Source organism: Stenotrophomonas maltophilia group sp. Smal32 (assembly GCF_030237085.1).
GTDB classification, from domain to species: domain Bacteria; phylum Pseudomonadota; class Gammaproteobacteria; order Xanthomonadales; family Xanthomonadaceae; genus Stenotrophomonas; species Stenotrophomonas maltophilia_Q.
Window position 1 is genome coordinate 1 of the sequence record NZ_JASJSI010000056.1, and the last position, 13,859, is coordinate 13,859.

At 67.6% G+C, this 13,859-nt stretch carries 12 protein-coding genes, 1 pseudogene and 1 riboswitch; of the genes and pseudogenes, 9 read left to right on the top strand and 4 right to left on the bottom strand.

The window, feature by feature from the left end:
* The 3 genes and pseudogenes from QRO91_RS22500 to QRO91_RS13955 all read left to right on the top strand — a co-directional run.
* Window positions 1-94: pseudogene (locus tag QRO91_RS22500) on the top strand (polyisoprenoid-binding protein); the annotation flags it as partial.
* Window positions 95-104: 10 nt separating this feature from the next.
* Window positions 105-677 (top strand): cytochrome b, encoded by a 573-nt coding sequence (locus QRO91_RS13950; RefSeq protein ID WP_049428096.1) that lies wholly within the window; start codon window positions 105-107, stop codon window positions 675-677.
* Between the two features lie 3 nt (window positions 678-680).
* Entirely contained in the window at window positions 681-1,253 is a 573-nt protein-coding gene (locus tag QRO91_RS13955; protein WP_285310440.1) for a YceI family protein, read from the top strand.
* A 105-nt stretch (window positions 1,254-1,358) separates the two neighbouring features.
* Here QRO91_RS13955 and QRO91_RS13960 read toward each other — a convergent pair whose 3' ends face one another.
* Entirely contained in the window at window positions 1,359-1,586 is a 228-nt protein-coding gene (locus tag QRO91_RS13960) for a glutaredoxin family protein (RefSeq protein WP_197620555.1), read from the bottom strand.
* A gap of 100 nt (window positions 1,587-1,686) precedes the next feature.
* On the opposite strand from QRO91_RS13960, the gene QRO91_RS13965 reads away from it, so the two are divergent.
* Window positions 1,687-3,069, top strand: a complete 1,383-nt coding sequence (locus tag QRO91_RS13965; protein WP_024956918.1) for an L-serine ammonia-lyase — start codon at window positions 1,687-1,689, stop codon at window positions 3,067-3,069.
* Between the two features lie 192 nt (window positions 3,070-3,261).
* Complete coding sequence (locus QRO91_RS13970; protein ID WP_197620557.1) at window positions 3,262-4,257, top strand: alpha/beta fold hydrolase; 996 nt, start codon at window positions 3,262-3,264, stop codon at window positions 4,255-4,257.
* Window positions 4,258-4,366: 109 nt separating this feature from the next.
* Here the strand turns inward: QRO91_RS13970 and QRO91_RS13975 are convergent, their stop codons facing one another.
* The 3 genes from QRO91_RS13975 to QRO91_RS13985 are packed head-to-tail and all read right to left on the bottom strand — an operon-like array spanning window position 4,367 to window position 7,694.
* Entirely contained in the window at window positions 4,367-5,434 is a 1,068-nt protein-coding gene (locus QRO91_RS13975) for a homoserine dehydrogenase (RefSeq protein ID WP_049428101.1), read from the bottom strand.
* A complete protein-coding gene (locus QRO91_RS13980) occupies window positions 5,431-6,666 on the bottom strand; it encodes an O-succinylhomoserine (thiol)-lyase (RefSeq protein ID WP_049428103.1) in 1,236 nt (411 codons plus the stop codon). Before QRO91_RS13980 ends, QRO91_RS13975 begins: the two co-directional genes overlap by 4 nt.
* Window positions 6,663-7,694: a homoserine O-succinyltransferase gene (locus tag QRO91_RS13985; RefSeq protein WP_049428105.1), complete on the bottom strand. Its 1,032-nt coding sequence runs from the start codon at window positions 7,692-7,694 to the stop codon at window positions 6,663-6,665. The genes QRO91_RS13980 and QRO91_RS13985 overlap by 4 nt, the downstream gene beginning before the upstream one ends.
* Before the next feature lie 77 nt (window positions 7,695-7,771).
* A riboswitch (SAM riboswitch) is annotated at window positions 7,772-7,890 on the bottom strand.
* A gap of 148 nt (window positions 7,891-8,038) precedes the next feature.
* On the opposite strand from QRO91_RS13985, the gene QRO91_RS13990 reads away from it, so the two are divergent.
* The 4 genes from QRO91_RS13990 to QRO91_RS14005 all read left to right on the top strand — a co-directional run bounded on the left by QRO91_RS13990 (window position 8,039) and on the right by QRO91_RS14005 (window position 13,477).
* Complete coding sequence (locus QRO91_RS13990) at window positions 8,039-8,935, top strand: M23 family metallopeptidase (protein WP_197620559.1); 897 nt, start codon at window positions 8,039-8,041, stop codon at window positions 8,933-8,935.
* A 66-nt stretch (window positions 8,936-9,001) separates the two neighbouring features.
* Window positions 9,002-10,606 (top strand): peptide chain release factor 3, encoded by a 1,605-nt coding sequence (locus tag QRO91_RS13995; RefSeq protein ID WP_049428108.1) that lies wholly within the window; start codon window positions 9,002-9,004, stop codon window positions 10,604-10,606.
* A gap of 176 nt (window positions 10,607-10,782) precedes the next feature.
* The gene (locus QRO91_RS14000) at window positions 10,783-11,421 is read left to right on the top strand and encodes a hemolysin III family protein (protein WP_010482744.1); all 639 of its coding nucleotides are present in this window, start codon (window positions 10,783-10,785) and stop codon (window positions 11,419-11,421) included.
* Window positions 11,422-11,503: 82 nt separating this feature from the next.
* On the top strand, window positions 11,504-13,477 hold the full coding sequence (locus tag QRO91_RS14005; protein WP_197620561.1) for an AsmA family protein: 1,974 nt from the start codon (window positions 11,504-11,506) through the stop codon (window positions 13,475-13,477).
* Window positions 13,478-13,859 lie beyond the last annotated feature (382 nt).

Below are 13,859 nucleotides of genomic sequence, written 5' to 3' on the forward strand. Positions count from 1 at the left end.
GCTGAGGATCGAGGCTGAAGCCACCCTCGACCGCAGCGACGCCCCGGGAACTCCCGCTCCCGTTCCGCACTCCGACCCCAAGACGGCCCCCTAGAGGACCCTTCATGACCGCCAAGAACACCCCCGCCGCCTGGGGGAGTGTCAGCCAGATCCTGCATTGGTTGATCGCACTGCTGATCCTCGCCCTCGGCGTGGTCGGCCTGACCATGGGTGAACTGCCCAAGACCCCCAAGTATTTCTGGGTCTACACCGCACACAAGTCGATCGGCATCACCGTGCTGGCGCTGGTGCTGTTCCGCCTCGGCTGGCGCATGTACGCCGGCGCGCCCAAGCCGGTGCCGGGCGTGCCCAGCTGGCAGGAACGCATTGCCGGCGCCACCCACGTGCTGCTGTATGTGCTGATGTTCGCCATCCCGCTGTCGGGCTGGCTGTACGACTCGGCCAGCGGCCTGCGCCCGTTCCGCTGGTTCGGCCTGGTCGACGTGCCCAAGCTGAGCGGCCCCGATCCGCAGGTGGTCGCGGTATCGCACGCCATCCACGAATACGGCTTCTGGCTGTTGATCGCGGTGGTGCTGGCCCATGCCGGCGCTGCCTTCTACCACCACCTGTTCCAGCGCGATGCGACCTTGTCCCGCATGTTGCCGCGCGGCTGGCTTGCCTCCCCTCAGAAGGACTGACCGATGAACCTGAAACTGACCACTCCGGCCGCCGTGGCCGCCGCCCTGGCCGGCATGCTGGCCACCGCCCCGGTGCTCGCCGCCGACTACGCGCAGGCCCCCGGCGCCGGCTCGATCCTGGTGTTCGCCACCAAGTACGACGGCGAAGTGTTCACCGGCAGCTTCCCGGGCTTTGCCACCAAGCTCAGCTTCGACCCGGCCAATCCGGCCGCCGGTTCGCTGGACGTGGTGATCCCGCTGGCCGGCGCCAAGAGCGGCAACAGCGACCGTGACTCGACCCTGCAGACCACCGATTTCTTCAATGTCGGCAAGTTCGCCACCGCTCGCTACACCGCCAAGGGTTTCCGCGCGGTGGGCAATGACCAGTTCGCCGCCGATGGCACCCTGGAACTGCGCGGGGTCAGCAAGCCGGTCACCCTCACCTTCACCTGGAAGCCGGGCACCCAGCCGGTGCTGACCGGCAAGGCCACGGTCAAGCGCCTGGACTTCGGTGTCGGCGGCGGCGACTGGGCCGACACCAAGACCATTCCGGACGAAACCGCGATCAGCACGATCGTGAAGTTCGACGCGAAATGAGCAATGGGCCGGGGCATGGCCCCGGCCGCATCCTGTAGAGCCGAGCCATGCTCGGCTGCTGCGTGCGGCGCGACCGCGCCTGCCGCCGGGCCATGCCCGGCGGATTCAACCCTCGGCCAGCCAGGCCTGCACACGGGCCGCGTCGAACGGCCAGTCCAGCTCACGACCGCCAGTCTCGTCGCGCAGCACCGGCACCCGCGCGCCATAGCGCGCTTCCAGCGCCGGCTGATCGTCCAGGAACACCGATTCGAACTCCGGTGCCCGCGCCTTGGCCAGCTCGGCCAGGGCCATGTCACACAGATGGCAGTCGTCGCGCTGGAACAGGGTCAACACCGGTTTTGCTCCCTCTGCCGAAATGCTGCGCCGCAGCCATGGAAGTGCGGCATGAACCGCTAGAATAGCGGTCTCCTCCGGTACCCGCAGTACGGCAACCATGGCTGTCAGCACGTTCGACGTTTTCAAGATCGGCATTGGCCCGAGCTCCTCGCACACCGTCGGGCCGATGAAGGCCGCCGAGCGATTCATCCATCGCTGGCTGCTCGACCCGGGTCGCCTGCACGAAGTCGCGCGCATCCGCGCCGATGTCTATGGCTCGCTGGCACTGACCGGCCGCGGCCATGGCACCGACAAGGCAATCCTGCTGGGCCTGGAAGGCCAGCGGCCAAACCTGATCGACCCGGACATCATTCCAGCCACGCTGGAGCGCATCCGCAGCAGCAAGCGCATCCAGCTGATGGGCCAGCACGAAATCGCTTTCGACGAGAAACGCGACCTCGGCATGAACAAGCGCCAGAAGCTGCCGTACCACACCAACGGCATGCGCTTCACCGCGTACAACGCCGAGGACGAAGTGATCGCCACCCGCGACTATTACTCGGTCGGTGGCGGCTTCGTGGTCAACCAGGACGACGCGGCCGATGACCGCATCGTGCCCGACGAGACCCCGCTGCCCTACCCGTTCAAGAGCGGCGACGAGCTGCTGGCGCAGACCGCGCGCAGCGGCCTGAGCATCGCCCAGCTGATGTTCGAGAACGAGAAATGCTGGCGCAGCGAAGACGAGATCCGCGCCAACCTGCGCGAGATCTGGAGCGCCATGCAGTCGTGCGTGGCACGCGGCATCCGCGAGGAAGGCGTGCTGCCGGGTGGCCTGAAGGTGGGCCGTCGTGCGCCGGCGCTGTACCGCGAGCTGTCGTCGAAGCCGGAAGCCGCGATGCGCGATCCGCTGACCACGCTGGACTGGGTCAACCTCTATGCGCTGGCGGTGAACGAAGAGAACGCCGCTGGTGGCCGTGTGGTCACCGCGCCGACCAACGGCGCAGCCGGCGTGCTGCCGGCGGTGCTGCACTACTTCGATCGCTTCTGTCCGGGTGCGAACGAGCAGCGCGTATTCGACTTCCTGCTGACGTCGGCGGCGATCGGCATCCTCTACAAGGAGAACGCCTCGATCTCTGGCGCCGAAGTGGGCTGCCAAGGTGAAGTGGGCGTGGCCTGCTCGATGGCGGCCGGCGGCCTGGTCGCCGCGCTCGGCGGCAACCCCAGCCAGATCGAGAACGCCGCGGAAATCGGCATGGAGCACAACCTCGGCCTGACCTGCGACCCGATCGGAGGCCTGGTGCAGATTCCGTGCATCGAACGCAATGCGATGGGCGCGGTGAAGGCGATCAACGCCTCGCGCATGGCCATGCGTGGCGACGGCAAGCACAAGGTGTCGCTGGACAAGGTGATCAAGACCATGCGCGATACCGGGCGCGACATGCAGGACAAGTACAAGGAAACCAGCCGCGGTGGCCTGGCGGTGAACGTCATCGAGTGTTGAATTGTAGAGCCGAGCCCATGCTCGGCTGATGGGGCAGTGGGTAGAGGCGACCGTTGGTCGACTATCGCGCGCAGCGCGGGATTTTCGCGGTCGGGACGAAGAGCAGTCGACTGACAGTCGACTCTACCCAGTCGCACGACGCCATCACCGGTTTGCGGTTAGGCTCGGGGCTCCCCCGCCCAGGACCACCCCATGCGCGTGATCGCTGCCGCCCTGCTTGCCTGCCTTCCGCTGTCCGCCCTCGCCGCGCCCACCTATGGGCCACGCCTGGAGGGCTTCGACTACGGCTATCAGGTGAAGACCTTCCCATTGGAGTCGCAGCGGCAGTCGCTGGAAATGGCCTATCTGGACATCGCGCCGAAGAAGGCACCGGTCGGCGTCGTGGTGCTTCTGCACGGCAAGAATTTCTGTGCGGCCACCTGGAAGGAATCGATCAAGCCACTGATCGCCGCCGGCTACCGGGTGATCGCCCCGGACCAGGTGGGCTTCTGCAAGTCCAGCAAGCCCGAGCGCTACCAGTACTCGTTCGCGCAGCTGGCCGCCAACACCCATGCGTTGCTGCAGCAACTGCAGCTGGGGGATGTACCGGTACACCTGGTCGGCCACTCGATGGGCGGCATGCTGGCGGTGCGCTACGCGCTGATGTACCCGCAGGACCTGCGCAGCCTGTCGCTGGTCAACCCGATCGGACTGGAAGACTGGAAGGCGCTCGGCGTGCCCTGGCGCAGCGTGGATGCGTGGTATGCCGGCGAAATGAACATCAGCTATGACAGCATCCGCCGCTACCAGCTGGAGGTTTACTACGACGGCAAATGGAAGCCGGCCTACGAGCCGTGGGCACGCATGCAGTCGGGCATGTACGAAGGCCCGGGAAAGCAGGCCGTTGCCTGGAGCCAGGCACTGGCCTCGGACATGGTGTTCAACCAGCCGGTGGTGTACGAATTCAAGAACGTGCAGGTGCCGACCACGCTGTTCATTGGCCAGAAGGACCGCACCGCGATCGGCCGGGATCTGGCGCCGCTGGCGGTGAAAGCGACGCTGGGCAATTACCCAGTGCTTGGCAAGGCCGCGGCAGCCGCCATTCCAGGCGCAACGCTGGTCGAGTTCGCCGAGCTGGGCCATTCGCCGCAGGTGCAGGACCCGAGGCAGTTCAACAGCGCGTTATTGAAGTCCTTGAAGTCACGCTGACCGGCAGGCGTGCCCCTGTAGGGCCGAGCCCACGCTCGGCTCATACGGCAGGATGGGGATTCGGTCAGTAGCAGCCGAGCATGGGCTCGGCTCTACAAGAACCGTGCGATCAACCCACGATCCGCAACACATCATCCAGCAGCGCGGCGGCGGTGACTTCCGCCCCCGCACCCGGTCCCTGGATCAACAGCGGCTGGCGTTGGTAGCGATCACTGTGGATGGCCACGCGGTTGTCGGTGCCTGCCCCCTGCGCCAGCGGGTGATCCGCAGGCAGCTCACGCAGGCCCACCTGCGCGCCCTCGCCATCAACACGGCCAACGAAACGCAGCACGCGGCCGTTGTCGCGCGCCTGCTGCCAGCGCGCCTGCAACGGCGCGTCCAGTTGTTCCAGCGCGCCTACCGCTTCCTCCAGCGGCAACGCCGCCAGCGCCGCAGGCACCAGCGAATCCACCTGCACCTGCGCGGCATCCAGCGCCAGGCCACTGCTGCGGGCGAGGATCAACAGCTTGCGCCGCACGTCTTCGCCGGACAGGTCCAGGCGCGGATCGGGCTCGGTGTAGCCGGCCGCCAACGCCTCGCGCACCGCCGCCGAGAACGGCGACTGGCCGTCGTAACGATGGAACAGCCAGGCCAGCGAACCGGACAGCACACCCTCGATGGCATGGATGTGATCGCCACCAGCCACCAACGCACGCAGGCTGCTCAGCAGCGGCAGGCCCGCGCCCACCGTCGCGCTGTCGCCATAGCGCGCGCCACTGTCGGCGCAGCTTTCGGCAATCGCCTGCGCGCGTGCCAGCTGCGCACCACGGCCCAGCTTGTTGGCGGTCACCACGTGCACGCCGCGCGCCAGCCACTGCACGTGGCGCGCGGCCACGTCTTCGCTGGCGGTGGCGTCGACCACAACATCGCCACGCTCCAGCCCCTCGGCGCTCGCCCACGGCGGCGAACTCTGTCCATCGCGCGGTGCACGTCGTGCCAGCTCCAGCGGCAACGCCAGGTCACGATCGATTTCCAGCGCAGTGCGTGAATTGGCCAGCCACTGCACGCTGGGCAGTTCCAGCCCACGCGCCCGCAATGCCTGGTAACGCTGCACGAAGGCCGAGCCGACCGTGCCGGTGCCGAGCAGCGCCAGGCGTCCCACGCCCAGCGCAGGAATTTCAGCGGCGAGCGCGCTCATGCATCCACCACCTGTTTGCGGCGTGCAGCCGCATCGATCACTGCTTCGGCGCGCTGCAGCGCGGCGCCCAGGTCGGCCAGCAGGTCACGCTCGGCCTCGATGCCCACCGACAGGCGCAGCAGGCCTTCGCTGATGCCGGCGGCGGCACGCGCTTCGGCGGTCATCGCCGCATGGGTCATGGTGGCCGGATGCGCGACCAGGCTTTCAACACCGCCCAGCGATTCGGCCAGGGTGAAACAGCGCAGGCCATCGACAAAGGCACGCACTGCCGCATGCGGATCATCACCTTCGCAGTCAGCCAGTTCGAACGACAGCATCGCGCCGAAGCCACTCTGCTGGCGGGCGGCGATGGAGTGGCCCGGGTGATCGGCCAGGCCCGGATAATAGACGCGGCCGACCGCCGGATGCTGGTCCAGCAGCGCCACGATCGAAGTGGCGTTCTCCTGGTGCACGCGCAGGCGCGCATCCAGCGTGCGCAGGCCGCGCAGGGTCAGGAAGGCATCGAACGGCGAACCAGTCAGGCCCAGCGCGTTGCCCCACCACACCAGCTGCTCGTGCAGTTCCGGATCGCGCGCAACCACCGCGCCGCCCACCACATCGCTGTGGCCATTGATGTACTTGGTGGTGGAGTGCAGTACCAGGTCCGCACCGAACGACAGCGGTTGCTGCAGGGCCGGCGACAGGAAGGTGTTGTCGACCACAACCAGAGCACCTGCCTTGTGCGCGGCATCGATGACGAAGCGCAGGTCGGTGATGCGCAGCAGCGGATTGGACGGGGTTTCCACCAGCACCAGCTTCGGCTGGGTGGCCAGCGCCTGCGCCAGCGCGCGTGGATCGGTCAGGTCGGCGGTGACCAGTTCGAAGTGCCCCTTCTTTGCCAGCGCATTGAACAGGCGCCAGCTGCCGCCGTATGCATCGTGCGGCACCACCAGGGTGTCACCTGGCTGCAGCAGTGCGTTCAGCACCAGGTTGATCGCGCCCATGCCGGTGGCGGTGATCACGCCGCCCGCGCCGCCTTCCAGCTCGGCCAGCGCTTCCCCCAGCAGGTCGCGGGTCGGGTTGCCACTGCGCGTGTAGTCGTACTGGCGCTTGTTGCCGAAGCCTTCAAAGCTGAAGTTCGACGACAGCACGATCGGCGGCGTGACCGCGCCATGCGCGGTGTCGCGATCGATGCCGGCACGGACGGCGGCAGTGGTGCGGCTACAGGACGGCTCGTTGGCGTGCAGGCTCATGCGGACTCTCCAGAGGTGCGGAAGGCGGTGGCGAGGATCGCGTCGATGCGATCGGTTTCTTTGAGGAAGGCGTCGTGGCCGTAGGGCGAGCGCAGCACGCGCAGGCTGCCGCGCGGCCCCAGCCCCTCGACCAGGCCGACCAGGTCGGCCAGCGGTACCAGGCGGTCACCTTCCACGGCCACCACCACGGTCGGCGGCAGGATGGCGGCGGGGTCGACGCGGTGCAGGTCGATCGATTCGGACAGGCGCAGGTAGGCGGTCACCGGTGTGCGCGCGACGTACTGCGCGCCGGCAGCATCCAGGTAGTCTTCGGCGGCGACGCGCACGCGGCCGTTGATCACTTCGGGCGCGGCGTCGAAGCGCTCGCCGAATTCTTCCGGGGTGCGGTAGCTGAGCATGGCGAACTGCCGGGCCAGCGCCAGGCCGTGGTCTTCGCCGCACTGCAGTTGGCCGAGGGCGACGGCACGGCGCTGCAACGCGCGCCAGGCGGCGGCATACGGGTGCGGGCGATGCGCACCGCTGGCCAGCACCAGCTGGCGCACGCGGGCACGATGGCGGATCGCGAACTGCTGGCCGACCAGCGCGCCATACGAGTAGCCGACGAAGGCCCTCAGCGTGCGGATACCCAGATGATCCAGCAGCAGCGCCAACGCATCGGCCTGGTCGGCGGTATCGATCGGCACGTCCAGCGCACCATCAGCCCCGATGAAGTCGAACGCCAGCACCCGCAGCTGCTGCGGATCCAGCGTGCGACCACTGCCGACCAGTTCTTCGGCCCAGCCCTTCTCGCTGAACTGCGGGTTGGAGGCCACATGGCGATGCGCGGAAATGCCGCCGGCCAGCACTACCACCGGCGCGTTGGCCGGGCCGACCCACTCATAGCGCAGGCGCACCGGGCTGGGGCCGGCATGACGCATCGACAGCACCGCGGCGAACTCACCGCGCTCGGCATGCACGCGGTCTTCGACCGGCACGCTGACGGGGACAAAGGGTTCGGGGCGAACGGCGGTACTGGCAGCGAAGCTCATGGCGGGATCCGGTTGGGGAATCGGCCATCGAGCCTTCGCGGGGCTCGCGTTCGAGATGCACGTGCGGTGCATGGTTCGAACCATCTTTCGGTGGACGCCACGGTCCCCGCAGGATTTGGCACCTACGCAGACGCTTTCGCATCCGCGGGCTGCCCCGGCTTCAAAGGGCCTGTCCCTCTGCCGGTCTCGATGGTGACGCCACGATGCCAGCCCTTTCGGGCACTGTCAATCCCTTCATGCGGATAAAGCGATGAATATTTTCATCCTCAGTATGCGAGAGGCGTCGCGGTCGCTCCGTTCAGGATCGGGTACAGTCCCGGCGGTCCATTTTTCTGAATCCGCTGATGCCACGCCTGCCCTTGACCTGCCTGCTCCTGCCGCTGCTGGCCAGTGCCTCCGCCGGCGCCAGCGACTGGCGCCAGGGCTGGGGGATGCTGCCGAAGGCGCCCACCACCGCCAGCGCCGACGCGAGGACAGGGGCCGCGAAGGAGGCCCTTCCGATGGCCCAGCTGCGCCTGCAGCCGATCGGCGAGCAATGGCAGGCACGCATCGACAACACCCTGGCCGGCCCGTTGCAGATCGAACTGCGCGCGGCCCCCGGGCACCCGGTCGACGGCCTGCCGGTGCAGTCACTGATACAGGGCGACAGCAGCCTGGTGGTCAGCCACCTCCCCGCGCCGGTCAACGGCCGGATGCTGGACCTGCGCCTGCAATCGGTGCCGGGCAACCCCGCTGCACAGGCCGAGGATGTGGCCTACCGCCTGCCCTTCGATGATGCGCGCCCGCGCGTGGGCCAGGCGCCGCAGGGCCGGTTCAGCCACGATGACGAGGAAAACCGCGATGCGGTCGACTTCGCGCTGCCTGAAGGCACGTTGGTGCTGGCCGCACGCGAGGGCACGGTGATGCAGATCCAGGATGGCTTCCGTAGCAACGGCCAGGACCGCGAACGCGATGGCGGCCGCGCCAACTTCATCCGCGTGCTGCACAGCGACGGCAGCATGGCCCTGTATGGCCACCTGCAGGCGGGCGGCATGCGCGTGCGCCGTGGCCAGGCAGTGGGAGCCGGGCAACCCCTCGGCCTGTCCGGCAACAGTGGCTACAGCAGCGCCCCGCACCTGCACTTCGTGGTACAGGTCAACCGCGGCATGGGCCTGCGCTCGGTGCCGGCGCGCATCTTCACCGAGCAAGGCCAGCTGCAGTTCGCCCGCCAGGGCGAGGCCGACGGCGGCACCGGGCGCTGACCGGCCCCGGCCGGTATAATCGGGCGCTTATCTCTTTGAAAAGCGCCCCGGGCGGGCGCCACTGCCATGTCCGAAGTCGCCAACGAAGCGTCGCGTCGCCGCACCTTCGCCATCATCTCCCACCCTGACGCCGGCAAGACCACGCTGACCGAAAAGCTGCTGCTGTTCGGAGGCGCGATCCAGATGGCCGGTTCGGTCAAGGGCCGCAAGGCCGCCCGCCACGCAACGTCCGACTGGATGGCGCTGGAAAAGGAGCGCGGCATCTCGGTCACCTCCTCGGTGATGCAGTTCCCGTACGAAGGCAAGATCGTCAACCTGCTCGACACCCCCGGCCACGCCGACTTCGGCGAGGACACCTACCGCGTGCTGACCGCGGTGGACTCGGCGCTGATGGTGATCGACGTGGCCAAGGGCGTGGAAGAGCGCACCATCAAGCTGATGGAAGTCTGCCGCCTGCGCGACACCCCGATCATGACCTTCATCAACAAGCTCGACCGCGAGGGCAAGGACCCGATCGAGCTGCTGGATGAAGTGGAAACCGTGCTGGGCATCCAGTGCGCCCCGGTCACCTGGCCGATCGGCATGGGCCAGCGCCTGAAGGGCGTGGTTCACCTGCTGACCGGGGAAGTGCACCTGTACGAGCCGGGCCGCAACTTCACCCGCCAGGACTCGACCATCTTCCCGTCCATCGATGCACCCGGCCTGGCCGAGAAGATCGGTGCACAGATGCTGGCCGACCTGCGCGACGAACTGGAACTGGTGCAGGGCGCCAGCCACCCGTTCGACCTGGACGCCTACCGCGCCGGCAAGCAGACCCCGGTGTTCTTCGGCTCGGGCGTGAACAACTTCGGCGTGCAGCCGCTGCTGGACTTCTTCGTCGAGCATGCGCCGTCGCCGCAGGCACGCTCCACCACCGGCCGCGAGATTGCCCCGGAAGAGAACAAGCTGACCGGCTTCGTGTTCAAGATCCAGGCCAACATGGACCCGCAGCACCGTGACCGCGTGGCGTTCATGCGCGTCTGCTCCGGCCGTTTCAGCGCAGGCATGAAGACCTTCCACGTGCGTACCGGCAAGGAAATGAAGCTGGCCAACGCCCTGACCTTCATGGCCAGCGATCGTGAAATCGCCGCCGAAGCGTGGCCGGGCGATGTGATCGGCATCCACAACCACGGCACCATTTCCATCGGCGATACCTTCACCGAAGGCGAAGCGGTCACCTTCACCGGTATTCCGAACTTCGCCCCGGAACTGTTCCGCCGCGCGCGCCTGCGCGATCCGCTCAAGCTCAAGCAGCTGCAGAAGGGCCTGGCCCAGCTGTCCGAAGAGGGCGCCACCCAGTTCTTCCGCCCGCTGACCAGCAACGACCTGATCCTCGGTGCCGTCGGCGTGCTGCAGTTCGACGTGGCGGCCTATCGCCTGAAGGACGAGTACGGCGTGGAAGCCACCTTCGAGCCGGTCAGCGTGACCACCGCGCGTTGGGTCCACTGCAGCAACGAGAAGAAGCTGGAAGAGTTCCGCGAGAAGAATGCGCTGAACCTGGCACTGGATGCGGCCGGCCATCTGGTCTACCTGGCACCGACACGGGTCAACCTGCAGCTGGCGCAGGAACGCTCGCCGGACGTGCGTTTCTCGGCCACCCGCGAAGCGGCGCATACCGTTTCGGCAGGCTGATGCCCCGGGGTCGGATCCCTTTCCGCAGGAAAGGGCTCTGACCCCAGCACCCGTCGCCGGTTCATCCGTGCAACCCGGGGATTCATCGACCATACGGTGACAGGCGTGCAGATGCCGCCCATCGCGGCGATGATAGGGGGGTGCGGGTCCCCCTCCCCGCGAACGATGCCTACGCCATGTCCACGACTTCCGTTGCTTCGATCCGCGAAGAAATCGCCAGCGCCCTGACCCACGGCCTCGGTGCCGTGCTCGCCCTGGGCGCCGGTGCAGTACTGATCACCCTCGCCGCCATCTACAGCGATGGCTGGCAGCTGGCCGGCGCGATCGTATTCGGCATTGCGCTTCTGCTGCTGTACACCGCCTCCACTCTGTACCACGCCATCCAGCACCCGGTCGCCAAGGGCCGCCTGAAGGTGTTCGACCACTGCGCGATCTACGTATTGATCGCCGGCACCTATACCCCGTTCACCCTGATCGGCCTGCGTGGCCCGTGGGGTTGGGGCCTGTTCGCCGCGATCTGGACCCTGGCCCTGGCCGGGGTGGTGTTCAAGCTGTTCTACACTGGCCGCTTCAAGGCGCTTTCCACCGGCATCTACATCGCCATGGGCTGGCTGGTGATCGTTGCGATCAAGCCGATGCTGGCCTCGATCGACGGCTGGACCCTGGGCTGGCTGCTGGCCGGCGGCCTGTCGTACACGCTGGGCACCTACTTCTACCACCGCGAATCGATCCCCTATTCGCACGCGATCTGGCACCTGTTCGTGATCGGCGGCAGCGTCTGCCACTTCGTCGCGGTGACCATGCAGGTGCTGTAACACGAACCAGCGCGCCGCATGTGCACATGATGCACATGGACGCTTCGCGCCCCGTCCACGATGAGGGGGCAACCATGGCGGCGTGAATGATGCCGCTTCCCCTGCCACAACGCGCGCTCCCCGCTGGCGCCTCCGCAGACCTGGCCCGCGCGGCCGGCGCTGGCTGACGGTCCTGGTCTTCCTGCTGGCGGTGATCCTGGTGCTGATCGCGCTGTGGGACTGGAACTGGTTCAAGGGTCCGGTCGAGCGCGCGGTGCAGGCACGCACCGGTCGTGCACTGCACATCGGGCATCTGGATGTCGACCTCGGCCGCACCAGCACCATCCGTGCCGATGCCATCACCTTCGCCAATGCCGGCTGGGCGAAGCAGCCGAACATGGCCACGGCTGACCGCGTCGAGATCGACGTGCGGGTGTGGCCCCTGCTGCGCGGCAGCGTGCAGCTGCCGGAAGTGCGCCTGACCCGACCGGACGTGCTGCTGGAAACCGCCCCGCGCAAGGGCAAGCCGGGCAACTGGGATTTCCTGGGCGACAGTAGCGGCGGGACAAGCCCGCAGCTCAAGCGCCTGCGCATCGACGACGGCCGGCTGCAGTTCCTCGACGCAATGGGCCGCACCGACATCCGAGTGGGCGTGCGCAGCGGCCAACCGAAACAGGCCGATGCCTCGCCGCCGCTGCTGGTGCAGGGCAAGGGCCATTGGCAGGGCAACCCGTTCACCCTGCAGGGCGGAACCGAATCACCGCTGGAGCTGACCGACAGCGACCATCCGTTCCGCATCCACCTCGACGGTCGCGCCGGCGCTACCCGCGCGGTGGCCAGTGGCACGCTGACCAATCCGTTCCAGCTGCGGGTGTTCGACCTGCAGTTCGCGCTCAGTGGCCAGGACCTGGCCGATCTCTACCCGCTGCTCGGCATCGCCATCCCGCCCTCACCGCCCTATGCATTGGACGGACGGCTGAAGCGCGACCACAACGTCTGGCGCTACGACAGCTTCACCGGCAAGGTCGGCGACAGCGACCTCGGTGGCAACCTGCAGTTCGAGGTGGGACGCGACCGTCCACGGCTGACCGCAACACTGGAATCCAAGCGCCTGGACTTCGATGACCTGGCCGGCTTCGTCGGCGCGCCACCGAAGACCGGCGGCGGCGAAACCGCGAATGCGGAACAGAAGGCACAGGCCGCCCGTGCCGCCGCCAGCCGCCGGGTATTGCCCGACACGCCCTACAACCTGGGCAAGCTGCGCGCGATGGATGCCGACGTGCGCTGGAAGGCGCACCGTATCAACGCACCCTCGTTGCCGCTGGACGACATGGACGCGCACCTGCTGCTCGATGACGGCGTGCTGCGGCTGGACCCGCTGAACTTCGGCGTGGCTGGTGGTGACATCCGCAGCACGATCCGCATGGATGCCCGCCAACCGCAGATCCGCACCGCGCTGAAAGCCAGCGTGCGCGGCGTGCAGCTGGGCCAGCTGTTCCCCGATGCGAAGCTGGCCGAGCAGGCCAAGGGCGGCATCGGTGGCGAAGTGGACCTGAGCGGACGCGGCAACTCGATCGCCGCGATGCTGGGCAGCAGCAGCGGCAAGGTCGGCCTGGCGATGGGCCGCGGCCATGTCGGCAACCTGGTGATGGAACTGGCTGGGCTGGACATCACCGAATCACTGAAATTCCTGGTGACCGGCGACAAGCAGATTCCCCTGCGCTGCGCCTTCGCCGACTTCGGCGTGCGCGACGGCCTGATGACCAGCCAGGCACTGGCGGTGGATACCACCGATACGATCCTCATCGGCGAAGGCACGGTCAGCCTGCGCGACGAGACCATGGACCTGCTGCTGAAGCCACGCCCGAAGGACAAGAGCATCCTGGTGCTGCGCTCGCCGCTGCACATCACGGGCACGTTCAAGGACCCGTCGTTCCGCCCGGACTTCAAGGCGCTGGGCATTCGAGGCGCCGTGGCACTGGCGCTGGGCAGCATTGCCCCGCCGGCGGCGCTGCTGGCGACGATCGAACTGGGGCCGGGGAAGGATGCCGACTGCGGTGGGCAGTATGCGAAGTAGGGTTACAGCGTTGTTCGCGGCGCCTCTTTTTCCGCGCATAGAGCCGGAGCAAGGCGACAGGCAGGACACGCCGTAAATACGTCCCTGTAGGCTCGGTCGGCGCATCCATGCGCCTCACGGTCCTGCCTGCCGCCTTGCTCCGGCTCCGGACAGTTTCCCGCGCGCGCGGAACGAGAGCGGAAATTCAAAGTCAAAAGAAAAAAGCAAAGTCAAAAGCTGTTGCCAACCAAGGTTGGCAGCTACCAAGGGCGAGGCACCGCGCATGTACGCACCGCGCTCGCAGAAATGTGTCCAGAGGCGGCGGGGGGGGGGGGGGCCGCCCCGGGGGGGGCCGGGCGGGGGGCCCCCCCCCCCCACGGCCGGCCTTTCGGCGGGGGTGGCC

Bases quoted from the DNA above. Each gene is read 5' to 3' on its own strand.
- QRO91_RS13950 (WP_049428096.1), top strand. From the start codon at position 105: ATGACCGCCAAGAACACCCCCGCCGCCTGGGGGAGTGTCAGCCAGATC.
- QRO91_RS13955 (WP_285310440.1), top strand. From the start codon at position 681: ATGAACCTGAAACTGACCACTCCGGCCGCCGTGGCCGCCGCCCTGGCC.
- QRO91_RS13965 (WP_024956918.1), top strand. From the start codon at position 1,687: ATGGCTGTCAGCACGTTCGACGTTTTCAAGATCGGCATTGGCCCGAGC.
- QRO91_RS13970 (WP_197620557.1), top strand. From the start codon at position 3,262: ATGCGCGTGATCGCTGCCGCCCTGCTTGCCTGCCTTCCGCTGTCCGCC.
- QRO91_RS13975 (WP_049428101.1), bottom strand. From the start codon at position 5,434: ATGAGCGCGCTCGCCGCTGAAATTCCTGCGCTGGGCGTGGGACGCCTG.
- QRO91_RS13980 (WP_049428103.1), bottom strand. From the start codon at position 6,666: ATGAGCCTGCACGCCAACGAGCCGTCCTGTAGCCGCACCACTGCCGCC.
- QRO91_RS13985 (WP_049428105.1), bottom strand. From the start codon at position 7,694: ATGAGCTTCGCTGCCAGTACCGCCGTTCGCCCCGAACCCTTTGTCCCC.
- QRO91_RS13990 (WP_197620559.1), top strand. From the start codon at position 8,039: ATGCCACGCCTGCCCTTGACCTGCCTGCTCCTGCCGCTGCTGGCCAGT.
- QRO91_RS13995 (WP_049428108.1), top strand. From the start codon at position 9,002: ATGTCCGAAGTCGCCAACGAAGCGTCGCGTCGCCGCACCTTCGCCATC.
- QRO91_RS14000 (WP_010482744.1), top strand. From the start codon at position 10,783: ATGTCCACGACTTCCGTTGCTTCGATCCGCGAAGAAATCGCCAGCGCC.